21 protein-coding genes are annotated in these 20,470 nt (G+C 62.3%); 14 read left to right on the top strand and 7 right to left on the bottom strand.

Annotation, left to right across the window (positions count from 1 at the left end; genetic code table 11):
• Positions 1 to 45 precede the first annotated feature (45 nt).
• From ASU23_RS10830 to ASU23_RS10820, 3 genes are read left to right on the top strand one after another with little or no spacing between them, the layout of a single operon-like run.
• On the top strand, positions 46 to 1,455 hold the full coding sequence (locus ASU23_RS10830; RefSeq protein WP_042449247.1) for an NAD(P)/FAD-dependent oxidoreductase: 1,410 nt from the start codon (positions 46 to 48) through the stop codon (positions 1,453 to 1,455).
• 29 nt (positions 1,456 to 1,484) lie between these two features.
• Positions 1,485 to 3,014, top strand: coding sequence for a carboxylesterase/lipase family protein (locus ASU23_RS10825; RefSeq protein WP_058037872.1), 1,530 nt, complete (start codon positions 1,485 to 1,487; stop codon positions 3,012 to 3,014).
• Positions 3,011 to 4,483, top strand: coding sequence for a carboxylesterase/lipase family protein (locus ASU23_RS10820; RefSeq protein WP_058037871.1), 1,473 nt, complete (start codon positions 3,011 to 3,013; stop codon positions 4,481 to 4,483). The genes ASU23_RS10825 and ASU23_RS10820 overlap by 4 nt, the downstream gene beginning before the upstream one ends.
• A gap of 7 nt (positions 4,484 to 4,490) precedes the next feature.
• Here the strand turns inward: ASU23_RS10820 and ASU23_RS10815 are convergent, their stop codons facing one another.
• Together ASU23_RS10815 and ASU23_RS10810 are read right to left on the bottom strand one after the other, a co-directional pair.
• On the bottom strand, positions 4,491 to 4,916 hold the full coding sequence (locus ASU23_RS10815) for a hypothetical protein (protein ID WP_003946354.1): 426 nt from the start codon (positions 4,914 to 4,916) through the stop codon (positions 4,491 to 4,493).
• Positions 4,913 to 5,503: a helix-turn-helix domain-containing protein gene (locus ASU23_RS10810; RefSeq protein ID WP_003946400.1), complete on the bottom strand. Its 591-nt coding sequence runs from the start codon at positions 5,501 to 5,503 to the stop codon at positions 4,913 to 4,915. The genes ASU23_RS10815 and ASU23_RS10810 overlap by 4 nt, the downstream gene beginning before the upstream one ends.
• Before the next feature lie 166 nt (positions 5,504 to 5,669).
• Here ASU23_RS10810 and ASU23_RS10805 point away from each other — a divergent pair, with 166 nt between their 5' ends.
• From ASU23_RS10805 to ASU23_RS10780, 6 genes are all read left to right on the top strand, one after another.
• Complete coding sequence (locus ASU23_RS10805; protein WP_030534888.1) at positions 5,670 to 6,455, top strand: aldolase; 786 nt, start codon at positions 5,670 to 5,672, stop codon at positions 6,453 to 6,455.
• Between the two features lie 33 nt (positions 6,456 to 6,488).
• Complete coding sequence (locus tag ASU23_RS10800) at positions 6,489 to 7,391, top strand: dihydrodipicolinate synthase family protein (RefSeq protein ID WP_058037870.1); 903 nt, start codon at positions 6,489 to 6,491, stop codon at positions 7,389 to 7,391.
• Positions 7,392 to 7,450: 59 nt separating this feature from the next.
• On the top strand, positions 7,451 to 8,311 hold the full coding sequence (locus ASU23_RS10795) for an SDR family oxidoreductase (RefSeq protein WP_058037869.1): 861 nt from the start codon (positions 7,451 to 7,453) through the stop codon (positions 8,309 to 8,311).
• Complete coding sequence (locus ASU23_RS10790; protein ID WP_058037868.1) at positions 8,311 to 10,119, top strand: DEAD/DEAH box helicase family protein; 1,809 nt, start codon at positions 8,311 to 8,313, stop codon at positions 10,117 to 10,119. The genes ASU23_RS10795 and ASU23_RS10790 overlap by 1 nt, the downstream gene beginning before the upstream one ends.
• Positions 10,120 to 10,318: 199 nt before the next feature.
• Positions 10,319 to 10,795, top strand: a complete 477-nt coding sequence (locus tag ASU23_RS10785; protein ID WP_003946395.1) for a nitroreductase/quinone reductase family protein — start codon at positions 10,319 to 10,321, stop codon at positions 10,793 to 10,795.
• Between the two features lie 57 nt (positions 10,796 to 10,852).
• Positions 10,853 to 11,632 carry a DUF427 domain-containing protein gene (locus ASU23_RS10780; protein ID WP_047272578.1) on the top strand — a complete coding sequence of 260 codons (780 nt, stop codon included), beginning with the start codon at positions 10,853 to 10,855 and terminating at the stop codon, positions 11,630 to 11,632.
• Positions 11,633 to 11,662: 30 nt separating this feature from the next.
• Here the strand turns inward: ASU23_RS10780 and ASU23_RS10775 are convergent, their stop codons facing one another.
• Positions 11,663 to 12,895, bottom strand: a complete 1,233-nt coding sequence (locus ASU23_RS10775) for an MFS transporter (protein WP_058037867.1) — start codon at positions 12,893 to 12,895, stop codon at positions 11,663 to 11,665.
• A 72-nt stretch (positions 12,896 to 12,967) separates the two neighbouring features.
• Here ASU23_RS10775 and ASU23_RS10770 point away from each other — a divergent pair, with 72 nt between their 5' ends.
• Complete coding sequence (locus ASU23_RS10770; protein ID WP_007727651.1) at positions 12,968 to 13,843, top strand: LysR family transcriptional regulator; 876 nt, start codon at positions 12,968 to 12,970, stop codon at positions 13,841 to 13,843.
• Here ASU23_RS10770 and ASU23_RS10765 read toward each other — a convergent pair.
• The 4 genes from ASU23_RS10765 to cobF form a co-directional block, all read right to left on the bottom strand.
• Entirely contained in the window at positions 13,836 to 14,702 is an 867-nt protein-coding gene (locus ASU23_RS10765) for an Fpg/Nei family DNA glycosylase (protein ID WP_050655571.1), read from the bottom strand. The two genes, ASU23_RS10770 and ASU23_RS10765, sit on opposite strands and share 8 nt — an antisense overlap.
• A gap of 40 nt (positions 14,703 to 14,742) precedes the next feature.
• The gene (locus tag ASU23_RS10760; RefSeq protein WP_007727655.1) at positions 14,743 to 15,918 is read right to left on the bottom strand and encodes a diguanylate cyclase; all 1,176 of its coding nucleotides are present in this window, start codon (positions 15,916 to 15,918) and stop codon (positions 14,743 to 14,745) included.
• 43 nt (positions 15,919 to 15,961) lie between these two features.
• Entirely contained in the window at positions 15,962 to 17,128 is a 1,167-nt protein-coding gene (locus tag ASU23_RS10755) for a GGDEF domain-containing protein (protein WP_223304416.1), read from the bottom strand.
• A gap of 76 nt (positions 17,129 to 17,204) precedes the next feature.
• Entirely contained in the window at positions 17,205 to 17,945 is a 741-nt protein-coding gene (cobF, locus tag ASU23_RS10750; RefSeq protein WP_003946376.1) for a precorrin-6A synthase (deacetylating), read from the bottom strand.
• A gap of 87 nt (positions 17,946 to 18,032) precedes the next feature.
• On the opposite strand from cobF, the gene ASU23_RS10745 reads away from it, so the two are divergent.
• From ASU23_RS10745 to ASU23_RS10730, 4 genes are all read left to right on the top strand, one after another.
• On the top strand, positions 18,033 to 18,833 hold the full coding sequence (locus ASU23_RS10745) for a thymidylate synthase (protein ID WP_003946427.1): 801 nt from the start codon (positions 18,033 to 18,035) through the stop codon (positions 18,831 to 18,833).
• Positions 18,834 to 18,835: 2 nt separating this feature from the next.
• On the top strand, positions 18,836 to 19,327 hold the full coding sequence (locus ASU23_RS10740) for a dihydrofolate reductase (protein ID WP_003946393.1): 492 nt from the start codon (positions 18,836 to 18,838) through the stop codon (positions 19,325 to 19,327).
• Between the two features lie 84 nt (positions 19,328 to 19,411).
• Positions 19,412 to 19,744 carry a cupin domain-containing protein gene (locus tag ASU23_RS10735; RefSeq protein WP_003946336.1) on the top strand — a complete coding sequence of 111 codons (333 nt, stop codon included), beginning with the start codon at positions 19,412 to 19,414 and terminating at the stop codon, positions 19,742 to 19,744.
• Positions 19,745 to 19,763: 19 nt separating this feature from the next.
• On the top strand, positions 19,764 to 20,459 hold the full coding sequence (locus ASU23_RS10730) for a hypothetical protein (RefSeq protein WP_003946413.1): 696 nt from the start codon (positions 19,764 to 19,766) through the stop codon (positions 20,457 to 20,459).
• Positions 20,460 to 20,470 lie beyond the last annotated feature (11 nt).

Below are 20,470 nucleotides of genomic sequence, written 5' to 3'. Positions count from 1 at the left end.
GCAGTAACCGAGCGAACTCGGACCGATCCGGCATACCGTGGAGCAATGACCGACGAATTCGATGTCATCGTGATCGGCGGTGGGCCCGCCGGCGAGAACGCCGCCGCATACGCCATCGCCGGAAGTAATCGCACCGCCGCAATCGTGGAACACGAACTGGTCGGTGGTGAATGCTCGTATTGGGCCTGTATGCCCAGCAAGGCACTACTGCGCCCGGGGCAGGTCCTCGAGGCGGCCGACGCCTTGCCCGGGATCCCGGCCGGACCGCTGGACGTCGATGCCATTCTGAAACGGCGCGACTCGTTCACCCACAACCACGACGATTCGTCCCAGGTCGACTGGGCAACCTCCGCGGGCATCACCGTGATCAAAGGCCACGGGGTCATCGACGGCGAGCGAGCAGTGACCGTCGACGGGACCCGTAAGCTCCGTGCCCGCCAGGCCGTCGTACTCGCCACGGGAACGACCGCCACCGTCCCGAAGACACCGGGATTGCGCGAGGCACTCCCGTGGACCTCGCGCGACGCCACCAACCTGCACGAGGTTCCGTCGCGAGTGGCGGTCATCGGCGGCGGAGTGGTCGCAACGGAGTGCGCAACGTGGTTGTCGTCGTTCGGCGCTCACGTGACGTTGCTCGTGAGGGGCGATGCTCTGTTGAAATCAGCAGAACCGTTTGCCGGAACGATGGTGGCCGAAGCACTCGGCGCCCGCGGTGTGGACGTTCGACTGAGCACTGCCGTCAACTCGGTCTCACGCCCCGATGCCAAGGACACCGGCGAAGGTCACATCCACGGTGGACCCGTCAGCATCGAGACATCGTCCGGCGTGATCGAAGTCGACGAGGTCATCGTCGCGGCGGGCCGCGGGCCGACATCTGCCGATCTCGGCTTGTCCGTCATCGGCCTCGAGGACGGCAAGTACGTCACCACTGACGATCACCTCTGTGCCCAAGGTGAGTGGCTCTACGCCGTCGGCGACATCAACGGTCGTTCTCCCCTCACCCACATGGGCAAGTATCAGGCGAGAGTCTGCGGAGACGTCATCGCCGCGCGGGCCGAGAGCCGCGGACTCAGGGGACCTCGGTACACGGCGTCGGCGGACAACGGACAGGTCCCCCAGGTGGTGTTCACCTCACCCGAAATCGCCTGGGTGGGACGCACCGAGAAGAAAGCTCGCGACGACGGCTACGACGTCGAAGTCGTGGAGATCGAACTCGCCGTCGCGGGATCTTCGCTGCTGCGCGACGACTACTCGGGGCGCGCGAAGTTGGTGATCGACAAGGCCACCGACGTGATCCTCGGCGCTACCTTCGCCGGGCCCGAAGTATCCGAGCTGGTGCATGCGGCGACAATCGCGGTCGTCGGCGCCGTACCACTGGAAACTCTCTGGCATGCGGTGCCCTCGTATCCGACGGTCAGTGAAGTCTGGCTTCGATTGCTGGAGGCTCGCCGCTGACGCGCTCCCGAAGTACGTATAGTCGCGACATGGCGTCCGACATACTTGTGACCACGGCCGACGGCACCCTGCGCGGCCGCCGGGTGGGAAAACTTCGTGCCTGGCGCGGAATTCCCTACGCCCGGCCGCCGGTCGGAACACTGCGTCTGACGCGACCCCAGCCGGTCACGCCGTGGACCGGAGAACGCGACGCGACCAGGTTCGGCGACGCGTCTGTCCAACACAAGAAGGGGCTGTTGCTCGCGCCCGGGAAGTACCAGCCGAGCAGCGAGGACTGCCTGACGCTCAACGTGCTCGCCCCCGCGAACACCGGCAATACTCCGCGTCCCGTCATGGTTTTCATCCACGGTGGGGCAAACACCATCGGGACCTCGGCCACCGGCTTGTACTCGGGCGTGTCCCTCGTCGAACACGGCGACGTCGTCTACGTCTCGATCAACTACCGACTCGGCGCTCTGGGCTACCTCGATTTCACCCCGTTCTCCACATCCGAGCGCGTATTCGACTCCAACCTCGGACTGCGCGATCAGGTCGCGGCCCTGCAGTGGGTGCAACGCAACATCGCCGCCTTCGGTGGGGATCCTGAAAAAGTCACGATTTTCGGTGAATCCGCCGGAGCCACCGCCGTCACCACCCTGATGGCGACTCCGGCCGCCAAGGGACTCTTCGCCGGCGCTATCGCCGAGAGTTCGGCTCCGGATCTGGTCTCGAGCACGCAGCGATCGCATGCCTGGGGCGCGCGTTTCGTCGAGATCCTCAATTCCGGCCTACCACCCGCGAAGGCCCTGACCTCGGCGACAGCCGTCGAATTGGGCAGAGCCGGAAGCAGACTGGGCGCCGAGGTACTCGCGAACACACCTGGACTACATCCCTTCGGACCGGTCGTCGACGGCGACTTCCTGCCGCGCTCCCCCTTGGACGCATTCAAAGAAGGATCGGCACACCAGGTGCCGATGATCATCGGCACCAACAGACGGGAGGGGACGCTGTTCCCGAAGGTGCTCGACGCACTTCCGACCAACCCGTCGCGCATCGACACCATGTTTGCCCTCACCGATCCCGAGGCCGGGAAGCGCATCCTCGCGACCTATCCCGGCTACCCGGACGAGCAGTCCGCGATCGACGTCGGCGGAGACGTCACGTTCTGGCACCCGTCCGTGGAGTTGATGCAAGCGCACGCACAATCGGCGCCGACGTACGCCTACCGATTCGACTTCGCGCCGACGATGATGCGCTGGCTCGGCCTCGACGCCACACACGGATTCGAGATGTTTGCAGTCTTCGGCATCGGTGACACCCTTGTCGGGCGCGGCCTCACCCTTCCCGGCGGTCGACGCGGACTGCGCGCAGTCACCGAATCTGTTCAGGGACACTGGCTTCACTTCGCCGAGCACGGCTCGCCGCGCGGATCGTGGCCGCGCTACGAGGGGCAGGAGCGTCGGACCATGATCTTCGACGAGATCGTCCGCGTCGAGAACGATCCCAGACGTGAACAACGCTTGGCCTGGGCGGGATACAGCGGTTACCGTAGCCACGGCACCGACATCTCCCTACCGTGACGAGCCCCCTCGAGATCACTCTCGATTCCGGGGTCGTACGCGGGCGCCTCGATCGAGGACTGCGCACCTGGCGAGCAATCCCCTACGCAACGGCCCCGACCGGTCCTCGGAGATTTCGCGCACCGCAGCCGGTCGAGGCTTGGCATGGTGTCCGCCCGGCGGAAGCATTCGGCTCTCCGTCTCCGCAGCGCAAGAGCAATTTCGACGAGAACTCACTCTTCGTCAATGTCGTGGCTCCGCAGGTACCGTCGGATTCGTTGCGACCGGTCATGGTTTTCATTCACGGCGGCGCGTACAACGGCGGGAATCCGTCGACGCCCATGTACCGCGGAACGAGCCTGGTCGAACGTGGCGACATCGTCTACGTCTCGATCCAATATCGTCTCGGCGCGTTGGGCTACCTCGATTTCAGTGAATATTCCACTGCGGAAAGATCATTCGAGACGAACCTCGGATTGCGCGATCAGATCGCCGCGCTGACGTGGGTCCAACGCAACATCGCCGCTTTCGGTGGCGACCCGAACGCCGTCACCGTCTTCGGTGAATCGTCCGGCGCCAACGCGGTCACCACTCTGATGGCAACGCCGGCGGCACGAGGGCTGTTCGCCCAGGCCATCGCTCAAAGTCCGCCGGCTGCTTCGGCATACGGAAAAGAGCGAGCGCACCGTTGGGCACGCGAGTTCCTCGAGATCGCACAGGCTCCGGACGCCGATCCGGCATCGTGGCTGCGCTCCGCTTCGGTGAAGGACCTGGTCGATGCCGGCGAAGAACTTGCGCGCCGCGGCGCGGACGAAGAACCCGGAACGCGGGCATTTGCCCCCGTGGTGGGTGACGACGTCCTTCCCGAACACCCGCTCGACGTGTTCGCCGCCGGACGCGCCCACCCCGTTCCGCTGCTCGTCGGTTCGAATCTCCACGAGGGAAGAATCTTCCCGCGCGTTCTCGACATCTTGCCTACCGACCCGGTTCGGATCGAGAAGATGTTCTCCCACACCACCCCTGAAGTGAAAGCACGTGCGCTCGCGGCGTATCCCACGTATCCGCACCGGTTTGCTGCCGCAGATCTCGGCGGCGACATCACGTTCTGGGAGCCCGCGATACTCTGCGCACAGGGTCATTGCCAGGTAGCTCCTACCTACAGTTACCGCTACGATTTTGCGCCTCGCCTGCTCAGACTCATCGGCATGGGCGCTACCCACGCCACCGAATTGCTTGCGGTCTTCGGGCGTTCGGATGCACTCACCGCGGCCTTGACCGCGGTCGGTGGGCGCCGCGGACTGACTGCGGTGACCTCCACCATGCAGCGCCACTGGATCCATTTCGCCCGCCACGGAGTGCCGGACCGGGATTGGCCCGCCTACTCCGTACCGGAGCGGCAAACAATGATCTTCGACGAGACGTCCCGAGTGGAGAACGACCCGATGGGTGAGCGTCGACGGGCTTGGATCGGCTACGAGCACAGGCGCTGAAGCCCGATCAGAAGAACTGACCTTTCACGAAACCTGCGAGTAGGACGGCAAATCCGCCCACCTCACCGAGGATCAGCAGAAACATCCCGAGGTGCAGGGGCGGACCGGCGGACTCGAACTGATTGTCGGTGTCCTTCATCGCACCGTGAGCGATGTAGCTGAATATCGCTGCGAGAAAGAAGAACACGACCACTGCGGCACTGGTCAGGTTGATCCACGTCGGCCACGCACTGAGTTCGACGAACACCGCGATCAGCAGCGTCGCAAACGAGTACATCAGGGCAGCGCGGTGTGCGATGTCGACATACGGATGGGCGAGGTGATTGTCCGAAGTGGCCATCTGTCGGTATTTCCAGATTCCCAGGCACAGGGAGAGAAGGAAGATCAGACCGGCAGCGAGAAGCGTCAGTGTCGTGTCGATCCCCAGCGTCATCTGCCCACCCCGCAGTGCGTTTCCAGCGAGTCACCGCTGGGTGATCCAGCCGAAGGCTTGTCGTAGACGACAACCAGCACCACCGCACGATCCGCCGACACCGACCGCATCCGGTGCGGCGTATTCGCGTCGAAGTACAAGCTGTCGCCGGCGTCGAGGTGCATCGTCTGCCCGGGGATTTCGAATTCTACGGATCCGGAATGCACGAACACGAACTCCTCTCCCGTGTGGTCCATGAACTTGGGACCCATCACCGAGGCCGGATGAACCACGAACGGCTGCATGGCCTTTCCGACCAGTGAGGGCGCGATCGGATCGTAGACGGAAGACTGCACGGAGTTGGCCGGGTCGATCACGCGGTCCTTCGCGCGCACGATCGTCATGGCATTTCCCTCCATACTGTCCGAGAACAGTTGCCCCACATCGGCGTCGAGCACACGCGCAATCTTGAGTGCCACCGCGATCGACGGGGTACTGATACCCCGCTCGACCTTGGAGAGATAGCTCTTCGTCAGACCGGTCTGCTCGGCCAGGCCCTCGAGCGTCAGACCGGCGCGACGCCGATGTGTTCGCAAAAACGCTGCCATTCGGTTCCCCTCACGAGACTTTGTGTCATCACCTTACCAATACATTGACCTGCGGCGATCAGCGATGCAGGAATCGAAGGTTGCACATTTCCGTCCTATATGACACTTTGTGTCTTATAGGTGACTGAATGTCATTGATTTCCGGGTCCCGAGAAAGGCACACCCCATGACCGACACGATGCATGCGAGCAAGCAGGAACTCATGGCCACCGCCGAGACGAAGATGCTCACCGAAGTAACGACAGGTAGTTGGACTCTTCGACAGAAGATCGCACTGACCTGCCGGGCACTGTCGGACGCCGGCCACGACTCCGGCCTTGCCGGACAGATCTCCGCCCGCGGTGGGCAGCCGGGAACGTTTGTCACACAGCGACTCGGCCTCGGGTTCGACGAGATCACCGAGGACAACCTCCTGCTCGTCAACGAGGATCTCGAAGTCCTCGACGGGGAGGGCATGCCGAACCCCGCCAACAGGTTCCACAGTTGGATCTACCGCGCACGACCCGACGTCAACTGCATCGTCCACACACACCCACTACATGCGACGGCGCTGTCGATGCTCGAGATTCCCCTCGTCGTCTCCCAAATGGACATCGCGCCGCTCTACGACGACTGCGCATTTCTCGCCGACTGGCCCGGGGTTCCCGTGGGAAACGAGGAGGGCGAGATCATTTCGGCTGCACTCGGCGACAAGCGGGCAATTCTGCTCGCCCACCACGGCCAACTCGTCGTCGGCAACACGGTCGAAGAGGCATGCTCTCTCGGGCATCTGATCGAGCGAGCGGCCAGACTGCAGTTGCTGGCGATGGCTGCCGGAGACATCAAGCCGCTACCGCCTCGCCTGGCGAAGGAGGCACACGATTGGACACTGACTCCTCGGCGCAGCGAGGCGAACTTCGCTTACTACGCCCGTCGCGCTCTCCGCAATCATCCCGACACACTGACCAACTGACTTTTGTTTCCCACCAACAGAACTGAGAGCCTCATGAGCAGCACCATCAAGGGAATCGTCGCCTATCCCATCACCCCGTTCGACCGGGACACCGGAGCATTCGACCCCAAGCCGCTACACACGCTCCTCGACAGCATGATCAGCAGTGGTGTCGACGCGATAGCCCCACTCGGCAGTACCGGCGAGAGCGCCTATCTCGACGATGCAGAGTGGGAGACGGTCGCTCGGGAGACTGTCGACTACGTCGACCGCCGAGTCCCCACCGTCGTCGGAGTGTCGGATCTGACGACGGCGGGAGCACTCCGCCGAGCATCGATCGCGGCAGACGCCGGAGCCGACGCAATGATGCTCCTCCCCACGTCGTACTGGCATCTGGGTGAGCAGGAGATTCGTGAACACGTCACCGCGGTGGCCGATTCCGTCGACATTCCCACGATGATCTACAACAATCCGGCCACCACCGGGATCGACATGTCGCCGGAGTTTCTCGTCGATCTCGTCTCCACCGTCGACGGCATCACGATGATCAAGGAATCCACCGGCGACATCACCCGGATGAACCGCATCAACGAACTGAGCGGTGGCACGATCCCCTTCTTCAACGGCAGCAATCCTCTTGCACTGCAATCTTTCTCTGCCGGTGCAAGCGGATGGTGCACGGCAGCCCCGTGTCTGGCCCCCGAACAGGTGGTGCACTTCTGGCGTCTACTCGAATCCGGTGATCGGTCGGGTGCCGCCGCTGTGTTCGAACAGATCGAGCCGCTACTGAAGGTCCTCGTCAGTCGCGGACTGCCGTCGACGGTCAAAGCCGGGTTGGAATCTCTCGGCGTCGACGCCGGCCTTCCCCGCCGGCCCCTGCTGTCCCTCGACGACAACACCAGGACAGCTTTGTCCGACGCTCTGTCGGTGGCTCGCGGTGTAATCGTCGCGTCGTGACCTGACGTGGGAGTGGGTTCCGGCAAGATGGGATGCACACCGACCGAAGGAGGGGCACCATGTCCGTAGATTCACGGTCTGCGAGGATCGCCGTCACCGGCGCGACCGGTCATATCGGCGGACTGGCGGCCCGGTCGTTGGCCGACGCCGGTGTCCCACAGCGGCTGATCGCACGGTCGGTCAACCGATTACCGCAGCTCCCCGGTGCCGATTCGGCCGAGACCACGTACGGGGATCAGAAGCGCGCTCTCGCGGCTCTGGCCGGAATCGACACCCTCTTCATGGTCTCGGCGGCCGAAAGCGCAGATCGTCTGGATCAGCACCGCACCTTCATCGACGCCGCAGCGGAGGCCGGGGTCAGGCACATCGTGTACACGTCTTTCCTCGGCGCTGCTCCGGACGCGACGTTCACGCTCGCTCGCGATCACTGGGTCACCGAAGAACATATCCGCGCTTCCGGGCTCGCATTCACCTTCCTGCGCGACAGCTTCTACCTCGATTTCCTACCCGCTCTCGCCGGTGAAGACGGTGTGATCCGCGGACCCGCAGGGGACGGTCTCGTCGGCGCGGTAGCGCGCTCCGACATTGCTGCCGTCGCTGTGTCGGTTCTGCAGGATCTGGATTCTCATGTCGGACAGACGTACAACCTGACCGGACGGGAGGCACTGACGCTCTCCGAGGCCGCGAGCATCATCACCGAAGTCACCGGCAAGCGGACCACGTACGTCGAGGAAACGCTCGAGGAAGCTTACGAATCGCGGGCGTCGTACAACGCACCCGCTTGGGAACTCGACGCATGGGTGTCGACGTACACCGCAATCGCGCAGGGTGAATTGGCGCTGATCACGGGCACCGTGGAGGACCTTGTCGGCCGGCCTGCGCTCACGCTGCGTGAATTCCTCACAGCAGAAACCGCCTGATGCCACCACGCAAAGCAACCACGGCACGCAAGGCTGCCGCAAAGAAGGCTGCACCGCAGAAGGCTGCACCGAAGAAGGCTGCACCCAAGAGGAACACGACCAGAAAGACCGCCCCGAAGAAGACTGTCGCAAAGAAGAGCTCACGCGCGACGATGCCGGATGTGCCGACTGCCGGCCCTGGTGAGAGAGTCTGGCTCCTCGACGTTCCCTTTCGGACGCCGGCGCCTGGTGCGCAGTTCGTCAAGAAATGGAAGAGCTACGCGTGGGTCGGTGCGGAGTTGCCCGTAGAACTCGCTCCATTCAAGGCACTCCCCTTCTCTTATCAGCAGTGGGTAGAGGACGACATCAATGACAGCACCGGTGAACGTCCCGTTGCTGCACCCAAAATTCCTCGGCCCGAGCAGGTTTCGGGGGCTGCAGCCGTCGTCGATGCCGCTCGCGCCGGCAAACGCGGATTTCTGTTGGCAGACAATGCAGGCCTGGGTAAGACGCTGATCGCAGTGATGTCTGCCAAGACGATTGCCGAGGAGCGCGGCGAAACCAACATCCTCGTCCTCGTCGATCGACCCGCACAGATCACCATTCCGCATTGGCGCTATTCCATCGCCTCGGTGGGCGACGGTGGATTCCGCTGGTTGATCATGTCGCCTGACCAATTGAAGAAGCTGATCGCGCGAAACGGCCGCCCCAAGTACACGTTCGGTGTGGTGATTGCCGACGAGGCCCAGCTGTACAGCAACGACACACAGCGCACGGCGGCATTCGAGAAGGTCGCGCGCTTTTCGAATGCTCACGAGCAAGCGCCGTTCGTCCTGTCCGTGACGGCAACACCGGGACACACGCCGGCCGACCAGCGTTACCTGGCACCGCTTTTCGCGCAGCTGCATTCAGAACCTTCGGAGTACTGGTCCGACCTGGGCGCCAGGCTGGTCGAGTCCGGCCTTCCGCTGGACAAGTCCTACGGGAAGTGGACGTGGAGCGCAGAGGCGAAGGAATCACCTACGCTGCAATCTCGCGCGCTCGAGACCGTGCGTGGGTGGATGTCGAACAGCAAACCGCCCTTGATGATTCATCGACCGACTCCGTGGGGACCTGTTCCGCTCGACGGTATGCCGATCGACCTCACCCATGCCCAGCGCGCCGAGTACGAGACGGAGTGGGCCGAGTACGCCTACGAAATGGGATTGGCCCGCAAGAGTCGCAACATCGCGCGCGGCCGTGCGCTGGTTCTGCGCTACCGACAGAAAGCGGGCATGATCCGCGCCGAGTCGACGGCCCAGTGGGCGCAGGCGCAGGTCAAGGCAGGCAAGCAGGTGTTGGCGGCCGTCGAATTCGTCTCCACGGCAGGTGATCCACTGGTCGAGATGATCGAAGACGCCGGGATCTCGGTGGCAAAACTGTTCGGTGCGGTGCCGGACAAGGAGGGTCAACGTCTGCGGTTTCAACGCGGGGACGCACCGGTCATCGTCTTCAATGTCACGACCTCGATCTCGCTCCATGCCAACGAAGCACTCCCGGACGGCACTCACGCGTCCCCGTTGCCACGGACGGGAATCTTTCATCAACCGCGATACTCAGGGATCGCGGCAGAACAGACGTTCGGTCGGTCGCATCGCGACTACCAGACGTGCCCGTGGGTCATACCCTTCGGCGTGGGCACCAAGGAAGAGGACGTCGCCACGGTCATGTTGCGCAATCTCAATTCGGTCACAGGTCTGAAAGGTGGTGATCGATCCGGTCTGCGGTCGCTGTCCGAACTGCTCGGCGTCGAGTGGCTCGAGCCTGATGTCTTGACCTCGGAGGGTTGATCTTCCAACGACCGTCCAACGCGCACAAACGAACGGTTTCGGCGGTATGCCCCAATTCCACTCCACCAAAACCGAATTCGGCTGACCGCTTCATTCCTTTCGGGACCTTGGGACTCAGGTATCTGTGACCTGACGTGGCAGACTCTTCCGAGTCGAGGTGCACCAGCCTCGAAACAGTGCCGAGAATGCGAGGGGTCCGATGCGCAATATCTACCGGTCATTGATGCGCAATGTCGGCCATACACAATGGTTCTCGGATCTCGGCAAGGATCTGGTTCCGCTCGATCGAGCAGTGCAGAGAGTGTCGGGAGGCAAGCTCTCGCTGGTCGGAGAGAACACCGTGACTCAGCTACTGCTCACCACGACGGGCCGTAAGACCGGCCGTTCTCGCACCACGCCACTCCTGTACGCACCCGACGGCGATGCGTTTGTCGTCGTCGGTTCGAACTGGGGGCAGGATACGCATCCAGCATGGACACTCAATTTGATGGCAAACCCCACCGCGATCGTGACAGTGAAGGGCGTCGAAATACCGGTCGGTGCGAGTCTGGCGGAGGGCGCCACGCGTAAGAAACTGTGGGAGCTCGCGACCACCACGTGGCCGCCGTACGAAACCTACGCCGATCGAGCATTCGGGCGCCAGATCCGCGTATTTCGACTCCAACCTGTCAAATAACTGCTGCCGGGCGCAGGATGGGAAGGACCACCCTGCCGATCTCAGGAGCATTCGCGAATGTCCACAGCACTGACTCACGCAGAAGACACACAGATCACAGCTTCCAACGGGCGGATCGCACTGGAGCCGAACCCCCGCCGAATTCGAGCCTTCTTCGCTGGTCACGCCGTCGCAGACACCACTCGTTCGGTATACCTTTTCGAACGCGGCCGCCTGCCGATGTACTACATCCCCCTCGCGGACGTTCGTACCGAATTCCTCGTCCCGACGTCGACGACCACCCATTGCCCATGGAAAGGTGACGCCACCTACTGGACGATCGAGATCGGGGATCGCCGGGCCGAGGACGCCGTCTGGACCTACCCTGAACAGTTCGACGGTTCCCTGGATCTGAGTGAGTACGTCGCATTCTATTGGGATCGCATGGACGCCTGGTACGAGGAGGATCAACAGGTCTTTGTCCACGCCCGCGATCCATACGTACGTATCGACGCACTCCCCTCGTCCCGCCACGTCCAGGTCTTTGTCGGCGACGTACTGGTCGCCGAGACGAGACGACCCAGACTGCTCTTCGAAACCGGACTGCCCACGCGGTACTACATTCCGAGAATCGACGTTCGCAGCGAGTACTTTGCGCCGTCCCCGACCACCACGGCCTGCCCCTACAAGGGCACTGCGTCGTATCTGTCGTTCACCGGCACAACCGAACTCGCTCCGATCGAGGATCTGGCGTGGTTCTATCCGTTCACTACCGCCGAAGCGTCCGGGATCGACGACCACGTGTCGTTCTATCCCGAACGCGTCGGCAAGATCCTGGTGGACGGTGCCGAAATCTGAAAGGTGCTGGAGCCGAGAAGGTGTGGGTGCCTACCCCACTGCAACAGGGGATTCCGGGATTCGCAGTTCAGCCGTCTCCAGTCGGCGATCATGCACCCACACCATCGCCGTTGCAACGGAGAAGACCAACCCGGCGATGCATACTCCGTTCCAGCCGTACGACTTCCACACCACTGACCCCACCGCCGAGCCCACGGCAGCACCGACGAAGTAGGTGGTCATGTACACGGAATTCACACGCGAACGTGCTTCGGGGACAAGGGCGTAGATCACGTTCTGGTTGCTGACGTGCACTCCCTGCAGCGCGAGGTCGGCAAGGACGATGGCAACGAGAAACCACACCACGTGGGTGGCACCGGCAACAAAGGGAAGCCACGACACCAAGAGAATCGCGATGGCGCCGCCGGTCGCCAGCTGACCCAATCCCCGATCGGCCAGTCTGCCCGCCACCGTCGCCATCAAAGCTCCCGCCACACCGAGTAGTCCGACCAAGCCGATTTGAGTGTCGCTGTAGCCGAATTCGCCGGACAGAAGAAAGGCCATCGTCGTGAAGACGGTGCTGACAGCAGCAAAAGCCAGTCCGCCCATGGCCGATCGGGTTCTCAGGCGCGGCAAGGTCGCAGCCAACTTCCCTACCGAAGCGAGCGTTGCGCGGTAGCTTGCCTTCGGGCGATCTGCGGAATCGGAAGGCAGAGATCGCCACAATGCCACGGCCATCACCACCATCAGCACCGCCGCAACCTTGTATACCGTCGACCAACCTCCCAATCCGGAGAGGACGCCGGCAACGCTGCGCGCCAGCAGGATTCCGATCAGCAGTCCACTCATGATCGTGCCGACCACCTGACCGGACCTCTCAGGTTCGGCCAGCGAGGCGGCAAACGGAATCAGCACCTGGGCGGCGACCGAAAAGACGCCAGCGACAGCGATTCCCACTGCCAGCGTGGCAAAGTTGGGCGCAAATCCGCTGACCGCTTGACCGGTCGCCGCCAGCAGCATGAGCCCTACCGTCAGCTTGCGTCGGTCCACCATGTCGCCCACCGGAACCAGAAGTATCAATCCGAGTGCATACGCGACCTGCGCGATGGTCACCGTCGCGGCCGCTGCGGAGGCCGTCACATTCAGGTGATCTGCGATGGAATCGAGGAGTGGCTGGTTGAAATAGTTACCGCCCGCGCACAGGCCCGTCGCTGCAGCCATCAGCAGCACTATCGGTAGTCCGAGCCTCGGACGCGCGTCGCTTGAAATCATGTCGTCAAGCATGACCGCCTACACCGACGCGCGTCCAATAGATAGATATGCATGATCTATCTCCAGAAACGATAGATTGGTGCAATGGAACTACGTCACATCCGCTACGCCCTGGCAGTCGCGGAAGACAGACACTTCAGCCGAGCAGCGTCGCGGTTGCACGTTTCCCAGTCCGCCTTGAGTGCCCAGATCAGAGACCTCGAAAAGGAACTGGGAGTCGAATTGTTCAACCGGAACAGCCGAAACGTCGGCCTGACTGCTGCAGGCGAGGTTTTTGTCGCCCGCTCCCGCGAGGTACTCGGCGCCGTGTCGAGACTCGTCAGTGATGTCTCGGCACGGAGCAACGAGCAAGTGCGGTTGACGGTCGGCACCATCACCTCGGCGGGGCGCGTCGACGTCGGACGCGCGCTGGCAGATCTGACACGGCGCCACCCTGCAATCAACATCACCGCGCGACCGTACGGCAGTGAAGTAGTTATCGAGGGAGTCCGGTCCGGTGCAATCGACGTCGGCATTGTCGGATTGGCCGCAGGTCGCCTACCCAAGAGCTTTGCCGCCGCACCGCTGTGGAGTGAACCCACCGCAGCGTTCGTTGCTCCTGACCATCCCTTCGCCCAGGCTTCGTCGATCAGGCTCGAAGACCTACGCGATCACACTCTCGTGGACTTCGCCTCCGGCAGCGAGGCCCGTGTCCAAACCGACCAAGCCTTCGCCGAATCACAGGTCCCTCGGGGAAAAACACTTGAAGCCAACTCGGTAGACCTGATCTGTTCACTGACCGCCAACGGCCTGGGCGTAGGTTTGCTCCCCCAGTCCATGAGCGCCCTGCACCCCGAATTGGTCTGTATTCCGATCACCGATGCGCCGCATCGGATCGTCCACGCAATCACCGAACCCACCCATTCGTCGGCGCTCGCCCGCGAGTTCGTCGAACTACTCGCAGCGCAGTTCGCTACTTGAGCAGTTTCGACATTCGCCTGTCCGCCAACGGTTTACCGCCGGTCTGGCACGTCGCGCAGTATTGAAAAGAGCGCTCCGCGAACGACACTTCGCGTACGACGTCACCGCACACCGGGCACGGAAGTCCGGTACGAGCATGCACTCGCATCCCCGAGCGTTTCTCACCTTTGAGCCGGGCCGCGTCCTGACCTTCCGAACGCTCGATCGCGTCGGCCAGCGTAGATCGCATCACGGCATACAACGTCGAAATCTGATCCCGCGTCAGCCGCGACGAGGTCGCGAAAGGCGAGAGTTTCGCGGTGTGGAGGATCTCGTCCGAGTAGGCGTTCCCGATACCGGCGATCAACGACTGCTCGACTATCGAGTTCTTGATCCGCGCCGACGTTCCGCCCAGAATCTGTGCGAACTCGGCTTCGGTCACGGCCATCGCGTCCGGCCCCAACCGGGCGATGCCCGGAACCTCCTGCGGATCGTTCACGACCCAGACGGCGAGGCGTTTCTTGGTGCCGGCTTCGGTGAGATCGAATGCCGGCGTCAACCCTTCGGGTGTGAAGAAATGAACGCGCAGCGCCAACGGCCCCTTCCCCGGCTTCGGCGGCGTCGCCGATGGATTGTCCAGCCAGCGCATCCAGCCGGCACGGGAGAGATGCGTGACCAACCACAACCCGTCGCAATCCAGAGCCAGATGCTTCCCGAAGCGGGCGGCGCCCGTGACGTCACGCCCCTGCAGAGCGGTGATCGGCGGATCGAAGGTCTTGAGCACACTCAATGCAGCGATGTCGACGCGTCCCACCACTGCGCCGACCGCGTGCTGACGAAGGAACCCTGCCAGCGCTTCCACCTCGGGTAGTTCAGGCATGGCAACAGACTAACGCCGACCACGGACACTCACAGCGCGCTCAGTCCGTTTCCGTCTGCAGCACCACCGAATGCCCACCGCGTGCCTTCGCGGAGTACATCGCCCGATCCGCTCGCCGCAGCAGAGTCGGGTAGGTGACCAGCGCATCATCCGCTGATTCGAAAGGCCCTGCGATCTTCGCGATTCCGACGCTCATCGCCACCTCGGGATGATCGGGCGAGGTGATCGTCGAACGGAGTAGCTCATGTTCGAGTCGATGGAACGAGCGTTGATCGACCGAATCGACGATGACGAACTCGTCGCCGCCTATCCGTGCGATCAAGGCCGCCGGGCCGGCGCATTCGACCAGTCTCGATCCGACTTTTTCGATCACGGCGTCACCGACGGTATGTCCGTACTCGTCGTTGATGGCCTTGAATCGATTGATGTCGACGGCGGCGACTACCAAGAGCGCCGAGTGCGTGTACGACCGCTCCAGCAACAGTCGCACTTCGTCGGCCAGTCCCCTCCTGTTGAGCAGTCCGGTCAGTGGGTCCAATTGCGAGTTCAACGCGTCGGTGCCGAGGATGGAGAAAATGAACTGACAGGCAAAGGGAATCACGTAGATTGCCGCGCCGACCAGTACTACCAACGCGACCAGAACCGGAGCATCCACATCGTTTTCGACCACCGCCGTACGTGTCACGATGCCGATGACCACGACGAGTACCCACAACATGTGAAGGCTCTGTATTCGAGCATTGTGGAAGAACGCGATGTATCCGCCGATCACCGAGAACATCACGGCGTGTGCCAGTGCTGCAAGTGGATTGGAGTACAGCAGCATTGCGGCCGCTATTCCCACTTCCGAGTAGAGCACAAAGGCGTAAGACCAGGAACGGGAGAGATTGCGCCTCGTCGAGAGGGCGACGGCCATCATCACGGTTATGACCATGATGACTGCGTTCGCGGTGCGCGCGTGCGAAGTGGTCGGTCCCTGTGGACTGAAGCGAGTGAGGAACATGATCACGGTGACCAGCACCAACGAGCAGACGACGAGAAACCGCGAGGCGACGGTCAACCCTTTGTCCGCGAGATAGCGATTGAAGGTGTCGAATTGGTCCGGACGCCGATACCAATCGACAAGTTGAGAAGAGATCAGCCGGAACGCGGGACCCGAGAGCGGTCGTCGAGACGCCACGGCGTCCGAACGCTCAACACTCTCGGCAGATTCCATAGGGTCAGGGTAATCCAGTCAACTCCCCGCAATCAGACAATTTTCACTGTTTGCCGTCCCACATCACAACCTGATCGCCGCCGGCGGCCTTCGCGCGGTACATCGAGGCATCGGCTACTCGAAACAGTTCCGTCAACTCCTCGTCGGAAATAATCGACGACCATTCGGCAGAGGTGATCGCGACTCCGACGCTGGTGGTCACTACCGGATCACGATCGTCGATTCGCAAGTGCCTTCGCAGATTGTCTTCGAACGCAGGCGCTGCGCCGACGTCTATCGTGTCTACCAACACGAACTCGTCCCCACCGAATCTGGCGAAGAGCGCCTTCTCGCCGCCGCACCACCGCAGTCGATCAGCAATCTGGCGAAGTACGAGATCGCCTTCTTCGTGCCCCTGTGAGTCGTTGACGCTCTTGAACGAATCGACATCGACAATCGCGACGACATACGACGACTTGCTCGACGCATGCCCCGTCGCCCCCATTTCGACAACAGCTCGCTGCAGCCCGCGCCGATTCAGAAGCCCTGTCAACGGATCCACGTCCGAACTGTCCGCGTCGGAGCCGAGAAGTGAGAGGACGAACTGGCAGGCGAACGGGATGACCACGATCCCGGTGGCGATGATCAGACACAGTGCGGTGGCCAACGCAGGATCCGCGTAGACCGCAACCTTTCGGCCGACCACTGCCAGAACCACGATGGACAGCGCGATGTGAACCGCCTGGAGTCTCGCGTTGTGAAAGTACGCGATGTAACCACCGATCAGTACGAAGAGCACACACTGGATCAACCCGATGAAAGGGTCGTTGTTCAAGAACACACCGACGAATACGCCGACCTCGCAGTAGGCGACAAAGAAGTACGACCACCGACGCGTGATTTCGGGCAGAAGGCAGAAGAGCACGATCACCGCAATCGTGACGGCGATGATAACGGCGTTGACGACGCTGGTGACGTGGTTGTGCACGCCCGCGTCGCTGAAGCGCAGCAGAGTCATCGCAATGATGACCGTCGTCAGCGAGCCGATGACCAGCAATCGGACAGCTAGCTCCAGGCCCTTCGTGGCGAGGTATCGATTGAAACTGTCGAATTGATCAGGACGCCGATACCACTGAACCAGAAGGTCGAAAGCCGACTTCACAGCTGATTTTTCACGGCCACGCGGCGCGGGCAGAATCGACTGCAGTCGGTCCTGCCCGAACGATGTCATGCGCAGATCATAGGTGCGCAGACCGTCGTTCGGGATCAAGAGTGCAGGATCGAGGCGGCAAATTCAGGGTCGGTTGTCAGCGCCGAACGAGGTACGTATCCATGATCCAACCGTGCTTCTCACGCAACTCCGCCCGGCGAGCGACGATCCGATCTTCGACGTCACGCAGTTTGCCGGAAATCAACTCCTCGTCCGGGGTCCCGAGGTACGCGCCCCACCAGATCTCGGCGTCGTTTTCGCTTACCTGAGTGAAGGTGCAATGCGCGTCGAGCATCACGACGGCATTGTCCACGCCGTCGGGCAATCCCTCGGCCAGTTTGCGGCCGGTCGTGATGTGGATGGGTTCGCCGATTCGGTTCAGGACGATCCGGTGTTGTGCAGCCAGCGACTGCACGCTGGTGATTCCCGGGATGACGGAGTAGTCGAACGAAACTCTCCCGCGAGCGAGCACACGCTCGACGATCCGCAGAGTGCTGTCGTAGAGGGAAGGGTCACCCCAGACGAGAATCGCGCCGACGCCAGGTTCGGCCGCGAATTCCGCTTCGAATTTCGCGGCCCGACGCTCGTGCCAGTCCTCGACAACCCCCTCGTAATCGGTGGGGGTTCGGTCCCGCGGCGGGTCCGTGATCTCGACCACCTTGTAGTCGAGGTGAACGTGCTCGTCGAGAATGCCGGTGCGCAAGTCGACCAGGGCCTGCTTCTCGTCACCCTTTCCGATGATGAAGAAGGTATCGGCCCTGTTCATAGCCTTGATCGCCTGAACCGTCACCTGGTCGGGATCACCAGCACCGATACCGATCACCAAGAGTTCGCGCATGTGCCGAGGCTATATTGCCGTGCGCCTTTATTAACCGCCGGAGGTTAATAAAAGGCGCACAGCAGGGCAGGCCCTAGACTGATTCCCGTGACTGTCTCCACTGCTTACGAAGACCTCCTCCGGCTCGTCATGGAGACGGGTACCGCCAAATCCGATCGAACCGGAACCGGCACCCGCAGCATCTTCGGTCACCAGATGCGTTTCGATCTTGCCGACGGCTTTCCGCTCGTCACCACCAAGAAGGTCCACCTCAAGTCGATAGTCAACGAACTCCTGTGGTTCCTGCGCGGCGACTCCAACGTGGCGTGGCTGCACGAGCACGGCGTCTCCATCTGGGACGAGTGGGCCGACGAGAACGGTGAACTCGGCCCCGTCTACGGCGTCCAGTGGCGTAGCTGGCCCACCCCTTCGGGCGAGCACATCGACCAGATCACGCAGACCGTCGAGACTCTGCGCTCCAACCCCGATTCGCGGCGGATCATCGTTTCGGCGTGGAACGTCGCCGACATTCCGCAGATGGCCCTGGCGCCGTGCCACGCTTTCTTCCAGTTCTACGTCGCCGACGGCAAGCTCTCCTGCCAGCTGTACCAGCGCAGCGCCGACATGTTCCTCGGCGTTCCGTTCAACATCGCCAGCTACGCGCTGCTCACCCACATGATGGCCCAGCAGGCCGGACTCGACGTCGGCGAGTTCGTCTGGACCGGCGGCGACTGCCACATCTACGACAATCACGTCGACCAGGTGACCGAGCAGCTCGGCCGCGAACCGCTGCCGTTGCCGACCCTGAAGCTGAACAAGCGCGACTCCATCTTCGACTACACCTTCGAGGACGTGGAGATCGTCGACTACCAGCACCACCCCGCGATCAAAGCCCCGGTAGCGGTCTGACGATGACCGATCGCACAGTCACCCTCATCTGGGCGCAGGCCCACGGCGGCGTCATCGGCGCCGACAACTCGATCCCGTGGCGCGTGTCCGAGGACATGGCTTACTTCAAACGCGTCACCATGGGCCATCCGGTAATCATGGGGCGGCGCACCTGGGACTCCATTCCATCGAAGTTCCGTCCGTTCAGCGGGCGTCGGAACATCGTCGTCACACGCGATCCGCAATGGCACGCCGAAGGCGCCGAGGTGGTCCGCAGTCTGGACGACGCCCTGGCGTTGCCGGACGGTGACGTCTTCGTCGTCGGTGGCGGGCAAATTTATTCGGCTGCACTGCCATTCGCAACGCATCTACTGGTGACCGAGATCGACCTCGACATCGCCGGCGATGCTTTTGCTCCCGAGATCGGCCCCGAATGGAACCTGAAATCCGACGAGCCCTGGCAGACCTCGGAGAAGAGCGGCCTGCGCTTCCGCTGGTTGGAGTACACGCGCTGACCGACTTCCGCCGATAACGAGGCACCTCGCGAGTGAGTCGGTCATACTCCAAGAAGGACATTCACCGCTTCCGAGAGGTCTTCGATGGACAAGAAGTCACTGACCGCTCTCGCTCGCCAACAGTTGAAACTGGCGGGCTCGGCGACCAGCGGTCGCAGTTCACAAACCGTCTACGGCGGCCACCAGCGCAGCCTGCGACAGACGGTGATCGCGCTGAGCGCCGGCAAGAGCCTCGCCGAACACGACAGTCCGGGCGAAGCCACGTTGTTGGTCCTGAGCGGGAAGCTGAATCTTGTATGTGGGAGCGACCAGTGGAAAGGATCCACGGGTGATTTCCTGACCGTCCCGGCCGACCGGCACAGCGTCGAAGCGCTCGAAGACGTTGCATTTCTACTGACCGTCGCCATGAAGGGCTGAAATCGGTAGCGTCTTCCGCGTGAGCGAAACCGTGATCGAAGTGTCCATCGTCGCAGCCCCGTCCGTACTCTGGCCCGCGCTGCGCGACCCGTCGCTGATTCGACGTTGGTTCGGCTGGGAGTACGACGGACTCGACGACGAAATCACCCAGATCTACTCCACCGCTGAGGCCGACCCCGAAGCGTTGACGCTGAAACTCGGAAACGGCGACCGTTTCTCACTTCGCGAACAGGACGGCAAGACGGTCGTCCGCATCGACCGACCGGCCAAATCTGCCGACGACGACTGGTACAACGACATCACCGAGGGCTGGACGACATTCCTCCAGCTGCTCAGATTCGCAGTGGAGCACCACGGACTGGCCGAGCGTAGAACCATTTATCTCGACGGCCTTCTGCTCCCCGGTGAGAACGTGGCAAGCGTCCTCGGGCTCACCGAAATCGAATTGGAAGCGGGAAGTCGGTACGCGGTGACAATCGCTCCCGGCGACTATTTCGAAGGCGTCGTCGACTACGTCACCGACCACCAATTCGGGTTGACAGTCGAGGATCTCGGCCCTGGCCTGCTGTCTGTCGCCACCCAGTCGGTGACGGCGCAGCGGCCCGACGGAGGCATGTCCATCCTGCTGACCACCTACGACCTGAGCGATGACGAGTTCGACGAGATCAAGCATCACTGGTCGTCGTGGTGGGAAGGTCGCCGCCAGGAGAGCTGACGTTCGGTGAG

Source organism: Rhodococcus sp. KB6 (assembly GCF_001445685.1).
Lineage (GTDB): Bacteria > Actinomycetota > Actinomycetes > Mycobacteriales > Mycobacteriaceae > Rhodococcus_F > Rhodococcus_F qingshengii.
This window is presented reverse-complemented; position numbering and strand designations above follow the sequence as displayed.

Bases quoted from the DNA above. Each gene is read 5' to 3' on its own strand.
- ASU23_RS10735 (WP_003946336.1), top strand. From the start codon at position 19,412: ATGGACAAGAAGTCACTGACCGCTCTCGCTCGCCAACAGTTGAAACTG.
- ASU23_RS10795 (WP_058037869.1), top strand. From the start codon at position 7,451: ATGTCCGTAGATTCACGGTCTGCGAGGATCGCCGTCACCGGCGCGACC.
- ASU23_RS10755 (WP_223304416.1), bottom strand. From the start codon at position 17,128: ATGACATCGTTCGGGCAGGACCGACTGCAGTCGATTCTGCCCGCGCCG.
- ASU23_RS10740 (WP_003946393.1), top strand. From the start codon at position 18,836: ATGACCGATCGCACAGTCACCCTCATCTGGGCGCAGGCCCACGGCGGC.
- ASU23_RS10825 (WP_058037872.1), top strand. From the start codon at position 1,485: ATGGCGTCCGACATACTTGTGACCACGGCCGACGGCACCCTGCGCGGC.
- ASU23_RS10790 (WP_058037868.1), top strand. From the start codon at position 8,311: ATGCCACCACGCAAAGCAACCACGGCACGCAAGGCTGCCGCAAAGAAG.
- ASU23_RS10775 (WP_058037867.1), bottom strand. From the start codon at position 12,895: ATGCTTGACGACATGATTTCAAGCGACGCGCGTCCGAGGCTCGGACTA.
- ASU23_RS10780 (WP_047272578.1), top strand. From the start codon at position 10,853: ATGTCCACAGCACTGACTCACGCAGAAGACACACAGATCACAGCTTCC.
- ASU23_RS10800 (WP_058037870.1), top strand. From the start codon at position 6,489: ATGAGCAGCACCATCAAGGGAATCGTCGCCTATCCCATCACCCCGTTC.
- ASU23_RS10810 (WP_003946400.1), bottom strand. From the start codon at position 5,503: ATGGCAGCGTTTTTGCGAACACATCGGCGTCGCGCCGGTCTGACGCTC.
- ASU23_RS10815 (WP_003946354.1), bottom strand. From the start codon at position 4,916: ATGACGCTGGGGATCGACACGACACTGACGCTTCTCGCTGCCGGTCTG.
- ASU23_RS10760 (WP_007727655.1), bottom strand. From the start codon at position 15,918: ATGGAATCTGCCGAGAGTGTTGAGCGTTCGGACGCCGTGGCGTCTCGA.
- cobF (WP_003946376.1), bottom strand. From the start codon at position 17,945: ATGCGCGAACTCTTGGTGATCGGTATCGGTGCTGGTGATCCCGACCAG.
- ASU23_RS10785 (WP_003946395.1), top strand. From the start codon at position 10,319: ATGCGCAATATCTACCGGTCATTGATGCGCAATGTCGGCCATACACAA.
- ASU23_RS10830 (WP_042449247.1), top strand. From the start codon at position 46: ATGACCGACGAATTCGATGTCATCGTGATCGGCGGTGGGCCCGCCGGC.
- ASU23_RS10770 (WP_007727651.1), top strand. From the start codon at position 12,968: ATGGAACTACGTCACATCCGCTACGCCCTGGCAGTCGCGGAAGACAGA.
- ASU23_RS10805 (WP_030534888.1), top strand. From the start codon at position 5,670: ATGACCGACACGATGCATGCGAGCAAGCAGGAACTCATGGCCACCGCC.
- ASU23_RS10765 (WP_050655571.1), bottom strand. From the start codon at position 14,702: ATGCCTGAACTACCCGAGGTGGAAGCGCTGGCAGGGTTCCTTCGTCAG.